Annotated in this window: 13 protein-coding genes and 1 pseudogene; 10 read left to right on the forward strand and 4 right to left on the reverse strand. The window is 66.3% G+C overall.

All coding sequences use genetic code 11. The features are described from left to right. Positions 1-41: 41 nt before the first annotated feature. From AC1RBA_RS08130 to AC1RBA_RS08140, 3 genes are read right to left on the reverse strand one after another with little or no spacing between them, the layout of a single operon-like run. Positions 42-1,487 carry a LutB/LldF family L-lactate oxidation iron-sulfur protein gene (locus AC1RBA_RS08130; RefSeq protein WP_492417554.1) on the reverse strand — a complete coding sequence of 482 codons (1,446 nt, stop codon included), beginning with the start codon at positions 1,485-1,487 and terminating at the stop codon, positions 42-44. After that, positions 1,484-2,200: a LutC/YkgG family protein gene (locus AC1RBA_RS08135; RefSeq protein ID WP_492417555.1), complete on the reverse strand. Its 717-nt coding sequence runs from the start codon at positions 2,198-2,200 to the stop codon at positions 1,484-1,486. The genes AC1RBA_RS08130 and AC1RBA_RS08135 overlap by 4 nt, the downstream gene beginning before the upstream one ends. Then, a complete protein-coding gene (locus AC1RBA_RS08140) occupies positions 2,197-2,994 on the reverse strand; it encodes a (Fe-S)-binding protein (protein WP_492417557.1) in 798 nt (265 codons plus the stop codon). The genes AC1RBA_RS08135 and AC1RBA_RS08140 overlap by 4 nt, the downstream gene beginning before the upstream one ends. Positions 2,995-3,134: 140 nt before the next feature. On the opposite strand from AC1RBA_RS08140, the gene AC1RBA_RS08145 reads away from it, so the two are divergent. The 10 genes and pseudogenes from AC1RBA_RS08145 (at position 3,135) to AC1RBA_RS08190 (ending at position 11,849) form a co-directional block, all read left to right on the forward strand. Then, positions 3,135-3,848 (forward strand): FadR/GntR family transcriptional regulator, encoded by a 714-nt coding sequence (locus AC1RBA_RS08145; RefSeq protein ID WP_492417559.1) that lies wholly within the window; start codon positions 3,135-3,137, stop codon positions 3,846-3,848. Between the two features lie 83 nt (positions 3,849-3,931). After that, entirely contained in the window at positions 3,932-4,345 is a 414-nt protein-coding gene (locus AC1RBA_RS08150; protein WP_492417561.1) for a hypothetical protein, read from the forward strand. A gap of 287 nt (positions 4,346-4,632) precedes the next feature. Further along, entirely contained in the window at positions 4,633-5,391 is a 759-nt protein-coding gene (locus tag AC1RBA_RS08155; protein ID WP_083293424.1) for a TorF family putative porin, read from the forward strand. 57 nt (positions 5,392-5,448) lie between these two features. Beyond that, positions 5,449-7,539 (forward strand): methyl-accepting chemotaxis protein, encoded by a 2,091-nt coding sequence (locus AC1RBA_RS08160; protein WP_492417563.1) that lies wholly within the window; start codon positions 5,449-5,451, stop codon positions 7,537-7,539. 135 nt (positions 7,540-7,674) lie between these two features. Beyond that, positions 7,675-8,295 carry a hypothetical protein gene (locus AC1RBA_RS08165; RefSeq protein WP_492417565.1) on the forward strand — a complete coding sequence of 207 codons (621 nt, stop codon included), beginning with the start codon at positions 7,675-7,677 and terminating at the stop codon, positions 8,293-8,295. Positions 8,296-8,375: 80 nt separating this feature from the next. Then, a pseudogene (locus AC1RBA_RS08170) lies at positions 8,376-8,522 on the forward strand (IS1595 family transposase); the annotation flags it as partial. 172 nt (positions 8,523-8,694) lie between these two features. After that, positions 8,695-9,723 carry an acyl-CoA dehydrogenase family protein gene (locus AC1RBA_RS08175; protein ID WP_230505790.1) on the forward strand — a complete coding sequence of 343 codons (1,029 nt, stop codon included), beginning with the start codon at positions 8,695-8,697 and terminating at the stop codon, positions 9,721-9,723. Between the two features lies 1 nt (position 9,724). Further along, the gene (locus AC1RBA_RS08180) at positions 9,725-10,495 is read left to right on the forward strand and encodes a PIG-L deacetylase family protein (protein ID WP_230505789.1); all 771 of its coding nucleotides are present in this window, start codon (positions 9,725-9,727) and stop codon (positions 10,493-10,495) included. Further along, entirely contained in the window at positions 10,492-11,136 is a 645-nt protein-coding gene (locus tag AC1RBA_RS08185; RefSeq protein ID WP_070219170.1) for a class I SAM-dependent DNA methyltransferase, read from the forward strand. The genes AC1RBA_RS08180 and AC1RBA_RS08185 overlap by 4 nt, the downstream gene beginning before the upstream one ends. Further along, complete coding sequence (locus tag AC1RBA_RS08190) at positions 11,133-11,849, forward strand: glycosyltransferase family 2 protein (protein WP_409028136.1); 717 nt, start codon at positions 11,133-11,135, stop codon at positions 11,847-11,849. The genes AC1RBA_RS08185 and AC1RBA_RS08190 overlap by 4 nt, the downstream gene beginning before the upstream one ends. A 41-nt stretch (positions 11,850-11,890) precedes the next feature. Here AC1RBA_RS08190 and AC1RBA_RS08195 read toward each other — a convergent pair whose 3' ends face one another. Beyond that, a complete protein-coding gene (locus tag AC1RBA_RS08195; protein ID WP_492417568.1) occupies positions 11,891-13,903 on the reverse strand; it encodes a S9 family peptidase in 2,013 nt (670 codons plus the stop codon). Between the last annotated feature and the right edge of the window lie 276 nt (positions 13,904-14,179).

The following is a 14,179-nucleotide window of genomic DNA, read 5'->3' on the forward strand; positions in this document are numbered from 1 at the left end:
AATTGTGTGCAGCGTGTTTTTTGCGGTATGGGGGGGCGTCGCTATTCTTCCTGCCCCCGTGCGTTGAGCAGGTCGGCCAGGCTGCGCGGCGCCGGTTGTAAAGGCTTGCGGTGCTGCGTCCAGCCCAGTTGCGCGCGCGGCGTCAGCAGCCGCAGCCGCGTGGCGACCCAGCGGAACAGGCGGTAGCTGGCGGGGCGCGCGAAGGCGCCGCTCCAGAAGCGCCAGATCAGGCTTTCGCCGCGGCTGAACTTGGCCCCCTGCCCGCGCAGCGGATGCGCCACCTGTTCGTCAGGATTGCGGTTCGCCTCCGTGCGCAGGCGCACCAGCAGCTGCGGAATCGGGATGCGCACGGGGCACACTTCGCCGCAGGCGCCGCACAGGCTCGATGCGGTGGCCAGGTCCGCCGTCGCGGCGAGTCCCAGCAAGTGGGGCGAAATGATCTTGCCGATCGGTCCCGGATACGTGGTGCCGTAAGCGTGGCCGCCGATGCGCGTATAGACGGGGCAGTGGTTCATGCAGGCGCCGCAGCGGATGCATTGCAGGGTGGCGCGCAGCTGCTCGTCGGCATAGGCCTGGCTGCGGCCGTTGTCGAGCAAAACCAGATGCACTTCGCGCGGGCCATCTAGTTCACCGGCGCGGCGCGGGCCGGAAATCAGGTTGAAATACGTGGTGATGGCCTGGCCCGTCGCCGAACGCGTCAGCAGGCTGGCCAGCGGCACGATGTGTTCGAGCTTGGCCACCACTTTTTCCATGCCCATGATGGCGATGTGGACCTCCGGCACGGACGTCGTCAGCCGGCCATTGCCCTCGTTTTCCACCAGCCACAGGGTGCCCGTGTCGGCCGCCGCAAAGTTCACGCCCGACAGGCCGATGTCCGCCTCAACGAAAGCCTGGCGCAGGGCGCGTCGGCCCGTCTGGATCAGGCTGTCGACGTCTTCCGTGTAGGGCGCATCGGGAATGTGCTCGGCGAACAGGCCGGCGATGTCGGCCTTGGTCTTGTGGATCGCCGGCATGACGATGTGCGACGGCTTTTCGCCTGCCAGCTGGACGATGTACTCGCCCATGTCCGACTCCAGGCAGCGCATTCCGCGCGCTTCCAGGTAGTGATTGAGCTCGATTTCCTCGCTGGCCATCGACTTGCCCTTGATGAAGCGCGTCGCCTGGTTGCGCTGTGCGATGGCGTGGATGATGGCGTTGGCCTGCTCGCCATCCTCGGCCCAGTGCACCTGCACGCCGGTCGCTGTCAGCCGCTCCTCCAGCTGCACCAGCAAATCGGGCAGACGCGCCAGCGCGTGCCGGCGTACGGCTTCGCCGATGTCGCGCAGGCGTTCCAGCTCGTCGCCGTCGGGAAATTGGGCGCTGCGCTTGTCCTGTAAAAAATCCATGGCGCCGCGAAAGCTCTGGCGCAGTTTCGGGTCGTCCAGCGCGGCGCGGGCGCGCGCATGAAAGTCCGCCGGCTTGACGAATTGCAGGGGCTTGGCGTTCATGGCTGGCCTCCTTCGTGGGCTGGCAAGTCGTCGATGATCAATACCCACAGCCAGCGCGGGCCATGCGCGCCATACGCGAGGGTTTGCTGGATATCCGACGTTTTCGAGGGCCCCGACACCAGCACCAGGTTGGCCGGCATGCCGTCCGCCCAGCGTTCGGCGCGCGCCGCCGCGTGCAAGTCCACGTGCAGGCTGCTCGCATACACGAGGCAGATGTGCAAGGGCGGCGCCAAGGACACCGTGCGCGGCGTGGCCGCATCGGGCGCGATGACCAGGGTGCCCGTGGCGGCGATGCCGGAGCGCGCGACGGTCAACCCCGCGTCGACGGTGTCGAACAGCTCTCCCTTCCACTGCGCCAGCGGACGGTCAAAAGACAGCGCTGCCACGCCCTGCGGCAAGGCGGCGTGCAAGGCCTGCCCTTCGGCGCTGCCGGTATCGAGCAGCAAACGGCGCACGCCGTGTTCACCGAGGCGCTGCGCCAGCAGGGCCGGCCAGGCATCCGCGCTCACGCAGTCGACTTCCGCGTGCGCAGCGCGCAAGGCTGCCTGCATGGCGGCTATCCTGTGCCGTGCCGGCAGCGGCGCGGCAGCGCGACGGGCCTGGTAGTGATTGTCGATGGCCGTATCGATGGTATCCACCGCTTCGGGCGCCGAGGGCGCGGCGGCGCGCAAACGCCCCAGCATGCGTTCGCGGGCAGTCAATGCCGTACTCATGGCGCGCCTCCCGTGCGGCGCCACAAAAAGCTGGCCAGGTGCTCGACGGGCAGCGGCGCGCCCTGGTGCTGGGCGGCGTGGCCGATATTGAGCAGGCAGCCGCAGTCGGCCGAGACCAGCCGGTCGCAGCCCGTGGCGCAGGCCGAAGCGATCTTGTCGCTGACCATGGCGCCAGAAATGTCCGGATGTTTTAGTGAAAACGTGCCGCCGAAGCCGCAGCATTCCGATTCGCGCTGGTGTTCGACGCGCGTCACGCCGGGCAAGGCGTCGAGCAGCGCCACGCCGTGGGTGCGCGTGCCCATTTCGCGGCGCGCCCCGCACGAGGTATGCAGCACCACGTTTTCATCGGCCTGCCCGGCGCCGGCCAGGGCCAGGCCCGCCAGGTCAAGCTGCAGCACGCAGACAAGAAACTCGCTCAGTTCGTACACGCGCTCGGCCAGTTCCAGCGCCTTGGGACCGGCCACCGGGTCGTCCTGGAACAGCTGCGGCCAGTGGTGACGCATCATGCCGGCACAGGAACCGGACGGCACGATCACGGGCCAGGGCTGCGCAAACAGGTCGAGCTGGGCGCGCGCCACGGCACGCGCCTGTTCCGGGTTGCCGCTGCTGTAGGCGGGCTGGCCACAGCAGCTCTGGCCGCGCGGATAGTGCACCAGCAAGCCTTCCCGCTCCAGCAGGCGCACCGCGTCGAGCCCCGCCTGCGGCACGAACAGGTCGACCAGGCAGGTGGCGAACAGGTACACCTCGTGTGGTGATGGCGGATAGTGGCGCGGCTGGCGCGGGTCTGGCTGCATGAGTGTGTCTCCCCGGCGCTCTGTGTGTTGCTGCGGCGCCGCTGTGTGTTGTTAAGAATGACCGGTTCACGCATAATTCCAGCTTCCGCAAGCCACTTCAAATTGCTCGGACCACTTTAAAACAACACCGGAAGACATCGATGGCGACAGGCATGCAAACGCGGGGCAGGGTCGAGATGGTGATGCGCAGGCTGGAGACGGCCCTGCTGGACGGCAGCTTGCCGGCGGGCGCGCAATTGCCGGCCGAGCGCCTGCTGGCGCTGCAATATGGGGTCTCGCGCAACACCGTGCGCGAAGCGGTGCAACGGCTGGCGGCGCGCGGCCTCGTGCGCAGCCGGCGCGGGGCCGGCGTGTTCGTGACCGATCAATTGCGCACCGGCATGGCGTCACCGTGGAGCCAGCTGGTGGCCGACCACCCCGCCCTGCGCGACGACATCCTGGAATTTCGCCGCGTGCTGGAAGGGGCGACGGCCTATTTCGCGGCGCAGCGGGCCAACGGCGACGAGCGCGCGCAGATCATGGCGCTGCTGGCCGAACTGGAGCAGGCACGCGCCAGCGACGACAAGCACGGCGAGGCGCAGGCCGACGCGCGCCTGCATGAAGTCATCGCGCAGGCGTCGCACAACACCATGTTCCTGCACTTGCACACCAGCATCATCGGCATGCTGCGCGAACACATCACCATCAACGGTACGGGCTTGCGCCAGCAGGACGACGCCACCTCGCTGCAGCTGCTGTCACAGCACCGCACGCTGTGCGAGGCCATCTGCTCCAGCCAGCCCGAGGAAGCGCGCACGGCCATGCAAAGCCACATCGATTTCGTGCGCACGCGCGTCACCAGCGATGACGACTGACGCCACTGGTAGGACCACAGTCCATGGCCACAGCGGCGGCGAAAGCTGCTAACATCGCGCGCCGCCATTGACTTCCTCCTGCCATGACCGTCCTCGTCCACACCCACCCGCTGGTGCTCCAGCTGGAAAACGACTTGCTGCCCCTGTTCCGCGCCGCCCTGCCCGCACTCGCGGCGGCGGCCCCACAGGCGCTCGCCTCCGTATTCGCCTTTTCCAGCGGCACGGCCAGCGCCTTCCACGATTATCATTTCGGCATTTCCTGCCTGCTCGAGGACGTGCCCGACGATGCCCCGGAAGAAGTCGCCCTGCTGGTCAGCGTCACGGGACTCGAGTCGGGCGCCCGGCTCAGCGCACAGGTCGTCTGGGGCCAGCCTTCGGGCCGGGTGGAAACGCAGGCCGAACTGTCGGCGGGCGACCTGCCTGCCTTGCACGCGGCCCTGCCCGGCTTGCTGGCCAGCCTGCAGGAGGCAGCCAGCCGTGGCGGGCCGCGAATGTAACAAGCGCATGTGACAGGCACATGAAAAAGTGCCGGGAAACAACAACTTACGTTTTCCGTAGCGCAACTTTGTTGACTTCCACTAGTCCCAACCCCTATCCTTTCAGTTAAGTTTGGCGAGAATATCTGCCCGTTCATGCGAGCCTGCAGGCAGGGTCCGCCTTGCCTCCACAAAAGTCCATTCCGCATTTTTATTGCAACCATCAGGGCAACGTGCCTGGACGGCCGCTGCCAGCAAATACGGAGCTGACTGCCATGCCATCGCACCACTATTTTCCTGGAACATCCTTGCTCGGCTGCCTCTTCCTGCTGGCCGCCCTGCCCGTGCAGGCGCAGAGCACGGACAGCCCTGCCGCCACCTTCAGCGCCAATGCCAGCCTCACGTCCCAGTACATTTCGCGCGGCTTTCGCCAGACCTGGGGCAAGCCGGCGCTGCAGGCGGGGGCCGACTACGCGCATCCGAGCGGCTGGTCGCTCGGCACCTGGGCTTCCACCGTCAGCGACCGCTACATTCAAGACGCCACGGTCGAATGGGATCTGTACGGCGGCTACAGCGGCACGGTGGGTGAACTGGGCTACAGCGTGCTCGCGTATTACTACAAGTATCCGGGCGCCGTCTACCGCGCCACAGGCGTCAAGTATGACTATGGCGAACTGTCGCTGGGCCTCAGCTACAAGATGCTGTACGCCAAGTACAACCATACGGTCACGCCGGACTTCTTCGGCATCACGCATGCGCGCGGCACGGGCTACCTGGACGTGGGAGCAAATGTCGACCTGGGCAATGCCTGGACCTTGAACCTGCACGCCGGCAATGGCCGGGTGGCGGGCACGGGCAATGCCATCTGGAACTGGCGTGACGCCAAGGTGGGCGTCACCCGGGCCTTCGACGGCGGCTGGAGCGCCAGCGCGGCCGTGACGCGCGCCTGGGGCGCCACCGACGCCTACGACCATTACACCTTGGGCATCCCGAATGCGGCCGGCCAGTTCGACACGTCGAACCCGGCCGCGGCCACGCTGGTCGTGGCCATCAGCAAGACATTCTAGGCGCGCCACCCGCGACGCCCATGGCACCGATACCCCTTCCCATCAAGGAACAGCATCATGCAACTCTCACTGAACAGTAAAATCTGCGTCGCCGCCACCGCGCTCGCCGTCCTCAGCCTCGGCGTCACGGCGGCGGTGATCGGCTACAAGAGCAGCGCCAGCGCGGAAGCGGCCGCGCTGGACCTGGCGCGCACGTCGGCGCGCGAAGTGGCCGGCGCGCTGCAGGCGCGCATCGCCAGCAACCTGTCCAGCGTTTCCAGCCTGGCCGGCGCCATGCGCGGCACCAAGAGCGCCAGCCTGCCCCTGCAGCGCGAGCAGATCAATGAACTGACCAAGGCCACCCTGACCAGCTCGGAAGACTTGCTGGGCGCGGCCGTGACGTGGGAGCCGAACGCGCTCGACGGCAAGGATGCGGATTTCGCCAACCAGAAGCCGTACTACGACGCCAGCGGCCGCTTCATGCCCTACTGGACGCGGGGCGCCGGCGGCAAGCTGCAAGTCGAACCCATCGTCTTCGACCCGAAACCGGGCGCCAACGACTGGTATGACGTGCCCAAGCGCACGGGCAAGACTTACTTTACGGAACCGTACATCTACCCCGTCGACGGCAAGAATGTGCTGATGGCCTCGCTGGTGGCCCCCATCATGATCGACGGCGGCTTCAAGGGCGTGGCCAGCGCCGACTTCATGCTCACGCGCCTGGCGAAAATCCTGGCCGACCTGAAAGTGATCGAGGGCGGCAAGCTGGCCCTGATCTCGAACGGCGGCCTGTACGCGAGCCATCCCGTGCCTGAGCGGCTGGGCAAGAAGGCCGACGACGTGCCTGCGGCCGGCCTGGAAAAAGTGCGCCAGGGCCAGCCGTACGAATATGAAGACGGCCAGGGCTATATCCATTTGCTGCAGCCGCTGCAGATCCACCCCGATATCGCGCCCTGGAGCGTGGAACTGAACTTCCCGAAAAGCGTGGCCATCGCCTCGGCGCGCGACCTGATGATCTATACACTGATCGTCGCCCTGCTGTGCGCGGCGGCCACGGCCGGCATTTTGATCCTTGTCGTCAACCAGCTGACGCGCCCCCTGCGCACCCTGGGCCGCACCATGACGGACCTGTCGAGCGGCGACGCCGACCTGCGCGTCAAGCTGGAAGTCAAGGGGACCGACGAGCTGGCCGTCATCGGCAAGGGTTTCAACGCCTTCGTGGAAAAGATCCATGCCGTGCTGCTGCAAGTGCAAGCCAGCGCCGACAACGTGGCCCGCGCCAGCGCGGAAATTGCGCAAGGCAATAACGACCTGTCGGCCCGCACGGAGCAGCAAGCCAGTTCGCTCGAGGAAACGGCCGCTTCGGTGGAAGAACTGACGGGCACCGTCAAGGAAAACGCCGACCATGCGCGCCAGGCGAATCAACTGGCCGCTTCCGCATCGAGCGTGGCGCAGAAGAGCGGCGAAGTGGTCGGCAAGGTCATCGAAACGATGACCTCGATCAACGACTCGTCGAACAAGATCGTCGACATCATTTCCGTCATCGACGGCATCGCCTTCCAGACGAATATCCTGGCCCTGAATGCGGCCGTGGAAGCGGCGCGCGCGGGCGAACAGGGCCGCGGTTTCGCCGTCGTCGCCACGGAAGTACGCAACCTGGCGCAACGCTCGGCGGCCGCGGCCAAGGAAATCAAGCTGCTGATCGACGATTCGGTGGGCAAGGTCGCGGCCGGCAGCAAGCTCGTCGATGAAGCGGGCGCCACCATGGAACAGGTGGTCGACAGCGTGCGCAAGGTGACCGCCATCATGGCCGACATCAGCGTCGCCACCAACGAGCAAAGCGACGGCATCGCCCAGGTCAACCAGGCGCTGGCGCAGATGGATGGCGTGACGCAGCAGAACGCGGCCCTGGTCGAGGAAGCGGCGGCGGCCGCCGAAAGCCTGCAAGACCAGGCCAGCCATCTGGCCGAGGTGGTCAGCGTGTTCAAGCTGGGCGAGCAGGTGCGCCAGACGGCGCCGACAGCAACGCCGGCGGTAGCCGTGGCAACACCACGCGCCGCGCCGCCAAAGACAGCATCACCGGCCAAGCGCCTGACCGTTGCCAAGCCCCCAGCGGCACAGCACGCGCCGGCCAAGGCACCGGCAGGAGATGACTGGGAAGAGTTTTAAGCCTGCCTTGCCTGGTCATTGCACGCTATCCTTGATGTAAATCAAGTGGCAAATACATTCGGTGAGAATTGCCCCTGAGCCATCCTTTTATACTGTTGCCGCGTCTACGGCACGCATGTTTGCCGGCATAAAAGGATGGGCATGAAAAAAATCGTAGCAGTATTATTGACATCAAGTACCGCACTGCTGGCTGGCTGCGGCGGTGGCGGCGGCGGCAGCAGTGATGCAGGCAATGTCAATGCCGGCTCGACGCTGGCGCCCTACATCGGCACCTGGCAAGCGCCATGCGACGAGCATGAACGCCAGACCATGGTCGTCGCAGCCAAAGCCGACGGCAGCGGCGCGATGGAACTGACCTCCACCACCGAAACCTATCTCAAGACCGGCTGCAGCGGCACCTTGCTGGGCACGGAAACCATGACCGCGAAAATCACGGCGACACCGGATGGCGTGGCTGACGTTCTCGTCAAACTGACGGAGAATGGGGCCGCGAGCAACGTGCGCATCGACAAACTGAACCTGTCCATCCCCGCCTATAGCTTCAACGTCACAGGGCCCGGCGTGCAATACGTGAAGAAAGATGGCAAACAGCAATGGTGCATCGAATATGAAGGCGGCTCCACTTGCCTGCTCGACGAAGGCACGCTCCCCGCGCAAACTATTAAAGGCGGCATCGTCTTGCGTGACAACACTCTCTACACCTTCTCGCATAACGGCAGCAGTTACGTGCCCGACATGCTGTATGTAAAAAAATAGGCTCAGTCATCGGCAAGTAGGGGAAATGGCGGAATCTTCCCTTGGCGGTGCTGTCTGACTCTGCATATTCACCATGCGACTGGCTGCGGCCGTTTCACGGCGTGGCCACGCGCTACCTGCCGAACTACCTGGGCTGGCGCTGAATACCCGACGCCAGGCGCATCCGTTCACCAGAAACGTTACTGAAGGCAACACTGGGAGCGTTCCCACACCTGACGGTGACATAGCCCAAAAATAAACGCACGAGTAGCCGTGGGGCCGCCCGGCCCCGCAGCTTGGCGCGGCGGCGCCATCTCGCCCACCGCCTCGTAGACTCGAGTCCGTTAGCGAGCGTATGTGTAGAATCGAACATACTTTGCGTAAATAGAAAGCTATTCTGTTGAAAAACAGGAGCTTGCCATGTCGTCCCACGCTTTCCCCCTGCCGTCCCACGCTGCACTGAGCGCCCTGCTGCAGCAGCAGGACAGCGCCTTTCTCCCCATCGAAGGCCTGCGGCGCCTGCGCGATGCGGGCTTGGACCAGCTGCCCCTGCCCGGCCACGGCGCCACCCTGCTGCGCTGGCAAATGCTGGCCGCCATCGCCGCCATCGACCTGTCCCTGCTCAAGCTGTATGAGGGCCATACCGATGCGCTGGCCATCCTGGCTGAAATCGACGGCCCCGGCGTGCCGGCCGGCAGCAGCTGGGGCGTATGGTGCGCGGAAATGCCGGGCGCGCGCGTGCAATTGCAGCAGGCGGCCGATGGCCGCTATGTGCTCGATGGACGCAAGGCCTGGTGCTCCGGTGCACATGGCATCAGCCATGCCTTGGTCAGCTGCTGGAATGAGGACGGCCAGGCTTGCCTGGCCTCGGTAGCCCTGTCGCAGCCGGGCGTGCACGTCACGGACCAGGGCTGGCAAGCCGTCGGCATGGCCGCCTGCGCCAGCGTCGACGTGACCTTTTCCGCCGCGCGCGCCTTTCCCGTGGGCGCGCCGGGCGCATATCTGGCCCGTCCCGGCTTCTGGCATGGCGGCGCCGGCATCGCGGCCGCCTGGTACGGCGCCGCCTGCGCCATCGCCAGCCACCTGCACGCACGCGCGCAGCACGCCGCCCCCGATGCCGTGCGCTTGGCGCAGCTGGGCCAGATCGACTGTGCGCTGCGCGCCGCTGGCGCCCTGCTGCGCGAAGGCGCTGCGGAAATCGACGCCCATCCGCAGCGCGACGCCATGGGACTGGCCCTGCGCCTGCGACTGGCCGTGGAGGATGCCGCCACGCTGGCCCTGCAGCTGACCACGCGCGCGCTGGGCGCCGGGCCCCTGTGCCGCGACGCCCGTTTCGCGCGACTGGCGGCCGACCTGCCCGTGTTCCTGCGCCAGAGCCATGCCGAGCGCGATCAGGCCGTGCTCGGCGGTATCGTCGCCGGCGCCGAAGACCATCCGTGGGCGCTATGACATGCTGACCCTTGCCGATACGCATGCGCGCCGCATCGAAGGTTGCGGCACGCCGGACCATGTGTGGCAATCCTGGCCGGGGCTCAACGAGCTACCCGCAATCAGCGCCCAGGCCCTGGTGCCGCCGGGGGCGCGTGCCGTCATCGTCGCGCCCCATCCCGACGATGAAATCCTCGCCTGTGGCGGCTTGCTGCAACTGCTGGCGGCGCAGGGCAGCGAACTGCTGTTCGTCGCCGTCACCGACGGCGACGCCAGCCACCCGGGCTCGCCACTCTGGCCGCAGGAACGCCTGCGCCAGGTGCGTCCGCAGGAATCGGCGCTAGCGCTGCAGGCACTGGGACTGGCGCTGCCCGCGTGGCTGCGCCTGCACCTGCCCGATGGCGGCGTGGCCGGCATGACGCCGCAGCTGAGCGCCACATTGGCAGCGCAGCTGCGGCCCGGCGACATCGTCTTCACCACCTGGCGCCTGGATGGCCACCCGGACCATGAAGCGTGCGGCTGGGCCTGCGCTTCGGCCTGCTCGGCCAGCGGCGCCACCCTGGTGGAAATGCCCGTCTGGGGCTGGCACTGGGCCGTGCCGGGCGACGCGCGCGTACCCTGGCACCGCGCGCGCCGGCTGCCATTGCCGGCCCCCCTCCTGCAGCGCAAACGCGCCGCCCTGCGTTGCTTCGCCAGCCAGATGCAGGATGACCCGTCGACGGGCAGCCCCGCCATCGTGGCAGGCGACGCCTTGCAGCGCCTGTTGCACGCGTGGGAGGTGTATTTTCTATGAGCGCCATTTCCACGCCCGACGACCAGCGCCGCAGCTATTTCGAACAACTGTATCGCCAGGATGCCGACCCGTGGCTGGTGCGCCAGCGCTGGTACGAGGAGCGCAAGCGCGCCCTGTTGCTGGCCAGCCTGCCGCAGCAACGCTACCGCCACGCATATGAACCGGGATGCGGCAATGGCGAGCTGACACTGGCGCTGGCACGGCGCTGCGAGCGCCTGCTGGCGGCCGACCTCTCGGCCGAAGCGCTGGGGCTCACGCAGCAGCGGCTGCTCGACGCCGGAGGCGGCGGCAACGTCAGCCTCGCGCAGCACCGGCTGCCGCAGGACTGGCCGCGCATCCTGCCCGGCGCCGACAAGTTTGACTTGATCGTCCTCAGCGAGATCGCCTATTACCTGTCGCCGGAAGAGCTGGCGCGCGTGGTCGAACACTGCATCGCCAGCCTGGCGCCGGGCGGCAGCATCGCCCTGTGCCACTGGCGCGCGCCATTCGCGCAACGCATCATCTCGACCGTGCGCGTGCATGCGGCGTTCGAGGATGCGCCCGGCCTGCACCGCGTGCTGCGCCACGAAGAGACCGACTTCCTGCTGGGGATCTGGTCGAACGATGCGCGCTCGGTAGCGCAGCGCGAGGGCTTTGCATGATCGGCGTCGTGGTGCCCGTACATGACGAGGAAGCGTGCCTGGATGCCTGCCTGGAGGCATTGCGCCTTGCCGTCACCTGCCCCCGACTGTCCGGAGAAGCGGTGTGCATCGTCATCGTGCTCGACGCCTGCAGCGACCAGTCGCAACGCATCGTGCTGACGCACGCCATGCAGACGGACCTGCGCTGGCGCCTCGACTGTATCGCCGTCAATGTGCGTAACGTGGGCAGCGCGCGCGCCGCAGGCGCGCAGGAGCTGCTGCAACGCGGTGCCCGCTGGCTGGCCTTCACGGATGCGGATACGCGCGTCTCGCCATCGTGGCTGAGTACACAGCTGGGCCTGAATGCCGATGCCGTCTGCGGCACGGTGGCCGTGGACGACTGGTCGCCGCACGGCGACAACGCCGGGGCGCTGCTTGCCCACTTCAGCCGCACCTATACCGATGCCGACGGCCACCGCCACATCCATGGCGCCAACTTCGGCGTGTGCGCCAGCGCCTACCTGCGCGCCGGCGGCTTCGCGCCACTGGCTTGCAGCGAAGACGTGGCCATGGTGGCCGCGCTGCAAGCGTGCGGCGCGCACATCGCCTGGAGCGCCGCGCCGCGCGTCACCACCAGCGCCCGCCGCCATGCCAGGGCACGGGGCGGCTTTGGCGATACCTTGCAGCAGGTGGTGGCGGAGATGGAAGCGTCACCACACCTGACGCTGACTTAGAACCTGTCCCAGCGGATGCATACATCCCCTGGGACAGGCTCTTAGCGCATCGCCTCCAGCAAGCCCGGCGCAAACTCCGCGCCATACTTGACCTGCGCGGTGGATGCCTTCAGGGTGGCGCCGATCGGCTCGGCGCGGCCCGCCAGGCATTGCCCCAGGAAGTTTTCCGTCACGGCATTGAAGGCGATGTTGTTGACGGGCCGGGCAAAGCCATGGCCCTCATCGGGGAACAGCACATAGGTGACGGGAATATTCTTCGCCGCCATGGCCGCCACGATCTGGTCCGATTCAGCCACGTTGACTCTCGGGTCGTTCGCTCCCTGGCCGATCAGCAGCGGGCGCTGGATGTTCTGCGCAAAGTTCAGCGGCGAGCGTTCCTTGAGCAGCGCCTTGCCCTCTTCCGTGGTCGGGTCGCCCATGCGTTTGTAGAACTGCTGCTTGCCCGCTTCCCAGTACGGCGGGATGGTTTGCAGCAAGGTAAACAGGTTCGACGGGCCGACGATGTCGACGCCGCAGGCAAACGTCGTCGGCGTGAACGCCATGCCGGCCAGGGTGGCGTAGCCGCCGTAGGAGCCGCCCATGATGGCGACCTTGTCGGCGCTCGTCACGCCGCTTTTCACCGCCCATTGCACCGCGTCGAGCAAATCGTCATGCATCTTGCGGCCCCACTGCAGGTCGCCGGCCGAGATGAATTGCTTGCCGAAGCCCGTCGACCCGCGGAAGTTCACCGACAGCACGGCATAGCCGCGGTTGGCCAGCCACTGATGGTAACCGTTATAGCCATAGGTGTCGCGCGCCCACGGGCCGCCGTGCACCAGCAGCACCATCGGCACCGCCTGCATGGCCTTGCCGCCGGCGCCCGCCTTCGACGCCTGCGGCAGGGTCAGGTAAGACACGAGGTTCAGGCCGTCGCGCGCCTTGATTTGCTGCGGATACATGGGCACCAGCGGCGCGCCTTCCAGTTCCGGACGCGTCACGTACAGCCGCGTGAGCTTTTTGGTCTTGCGCTCGTATAGCCAGCTCGATGGGGGCGCCGTGACGGCATCGACATTCACCAGCCATTTATCGTCGGCATCCGTGCGCGAGGTCACCGTGAACTGGCCCTGGGTATTTTTCTTCAGGAAGTCCAGGTCGGCTTTCAGGTCGTCCGCCAACGGCAGATATTCCTGCTGCAGATAATTGACCGTATAGGCCTGCACCCGGCCCGTGCGCGTGTCGTACAGCGCATCGGCGATGTCGGCGCGCGGGTCTTGCGCCATGACCGTGGTCTTGCCGCTGGCCACGTCCTGCGCCAGCAGCGCCGAGGTATTGCGGCCGCGCGAATCGGTCCAGTACAAGGTCTTGCCGTCGACCGTAAACGCCAGCGGCGCCGTCGTCTGCGAGTCTTCCAGGCCCACTTCGGTCAGCGGCGTGCTCTCGACCTTGCCGTCCGTCAGGCGAAAATACTGCATGCCGCCATCGGCGCGCGCCTTGCTGGCGATACGCAGATTGAGCAATTCATCGGCCAGGTAGCCGCCATAGCCATCGTTCTGCTGCACCAGGGTCAGCTTGCCGCTGGCCAGGTCCAGGCTGTACACGTCGTGCCAGCGCGCATCGCGGTTATTGATGCCGACGAGAATCCGGTCCTTGACCTTGCTGCTGATCTGGACGATGCGCACGCGCGTCTTCTCGAACGGCGTGTAATTGACCTGCTTGCCGGTCGCCACGTTCACGCCGTACAGCAGGAAATTCTCGTCGCCGCCCTTGTCCTGGATGAACAGCAGGGTTGTCGAATCGGGCGACCAGAAGCTGCCGCGGATGGGACGCACCTTTTCTTCCGTCAGCGGCCGCGCCTGCGCCAGGTCGCCGGCCGGCGCCACCCACACATTGAGCACGCCATCGCGCGGCGCGATCCACGACAGCCAACGTCCATCGGGGCTGAGCTTGCCGCCGGACTTGCTGGGATTGCCGAACAGCTTGGTGCGCTCGATCAGCGGCGTTTCCTTGACAGGGGCTTGGGCATGCGCCGGCAGGGCGCTGGCGAACAACAGGGCAGGCAGGACATAGCGAATCATGGACACCTCATGGTTGTGGGATGAAGGAAAACATAATAATGGTGCATGTGCCAGCAAATCATAGGTCAAAGCCGTGCTGCCAGGTTGATGACAGCGACAGGGAACGAAAATCGGGGCACAGGATGGTGGAAAGGAGGGATGAACTGCATAGCAGATGATGCATGCCCGCATGGCGACGGCGGACCGAAAAGAAATAGGCCAATCCGGTGGCGCAATCGGTGCGGATCTACAACCAGGAACGACCGCATACGGCCCTGAAGTGCAAAACGCCCGATA

The organism is Janthinobacterium sp. GW823-FHT03B06, from assembly GCF_058796955.1.

Excerpts from the sequence above, each read along its gene's own strand:
- AC1RBA_RS08195 (WP_492417568.1), bottom strand. The coding sequence starts at position 13,903 with ATGATTCGCTATGTCCTGCCTGCCCTGTTGTTCGCCAGCGCCCTGCCG.
- AC1RBA_RS08150 (WP_492417561.1), top strand. The coding sequence starts at position 3,932 with ATGACCGTCCTCGTCCACACCCACCCGCTGGTGCTCCAGCTGGAAAAC.
- AC1RBA_RS08140 (WP_492417557.1), bottom strand. The coding sequence starts at position 2,994 with ATGCAGCCAGACCCGCGCCAGCCGCGCCACTATCCGCCATCACCACAC.
- AC1RBA_RS08180 (WP_230505789.1), top strand. The coding sequence starts at position 9,725 with ATGCTGACCCTTGCCGATACGCATGCGCGCCGCATCGAAGGTTGCGGC.
- AC1RBA_RS08190 (WP_409028136.1), top strand. The coding sequence starts at position 11,133 with ATGATCGGCGTCGTGGTGCCCGTACATGACGAGGAAGCGTGCCTGGAT.
- AC1RBA_RS08130 (WP_492417554.1), bottom strand. The coding sequence starts at position 1,487 with ATGAACGCCAAGCCCCTGCAATTCGTCAAGCCGGCGGACTTTCATGCG.
- AC1RBA_RS08165 (WP_492417565.1), top strand. The coding sequence starts at position 7,675 with ATGGGCATGAAAAAAATCGTAGCAGTATTATTGACATCAAGTACCGCA.
- AC1RBA_RS08160 (WP_492417563.1), top strand. The coding sequence starts at position 5,449 with ATGCAACTCTCACTGAACAGTAAAATCTGCGTCGCCGCCACCGCGCTC.
- AC1RBA_RS08185 (WP_070219170.1), top strand. The coding sequence starts at position 10,492 with ATGAGCGCCATTTCCACGCCCGACGACCAGCGCCGCAGCTATTTCGAA.
- AC1RBA_RS08135 (WP_492417555.1), bottom strand. The coding sequence starts at position 2,200 with ATGAGTACGGCATTGACTGCCCGCGAACGCATGCTGGGGCGTTTGCGC.
- AC1RBA_RS08145 (WP_492417559.1), top strand. The coding sequence starts at position 3,135 with ATGGCGACAGGCATGCAAACGCGGGGCAGGGTCGAGATGGTGATGCGC.
- AC1RBA_RS08175 (WP_230505790.1), top strand. The coding sequence starts at position 8,695 with ATGTCGTCCCACGCTTTCCCCCTGCCGTCCCACGCTGCACTGAGCGCC.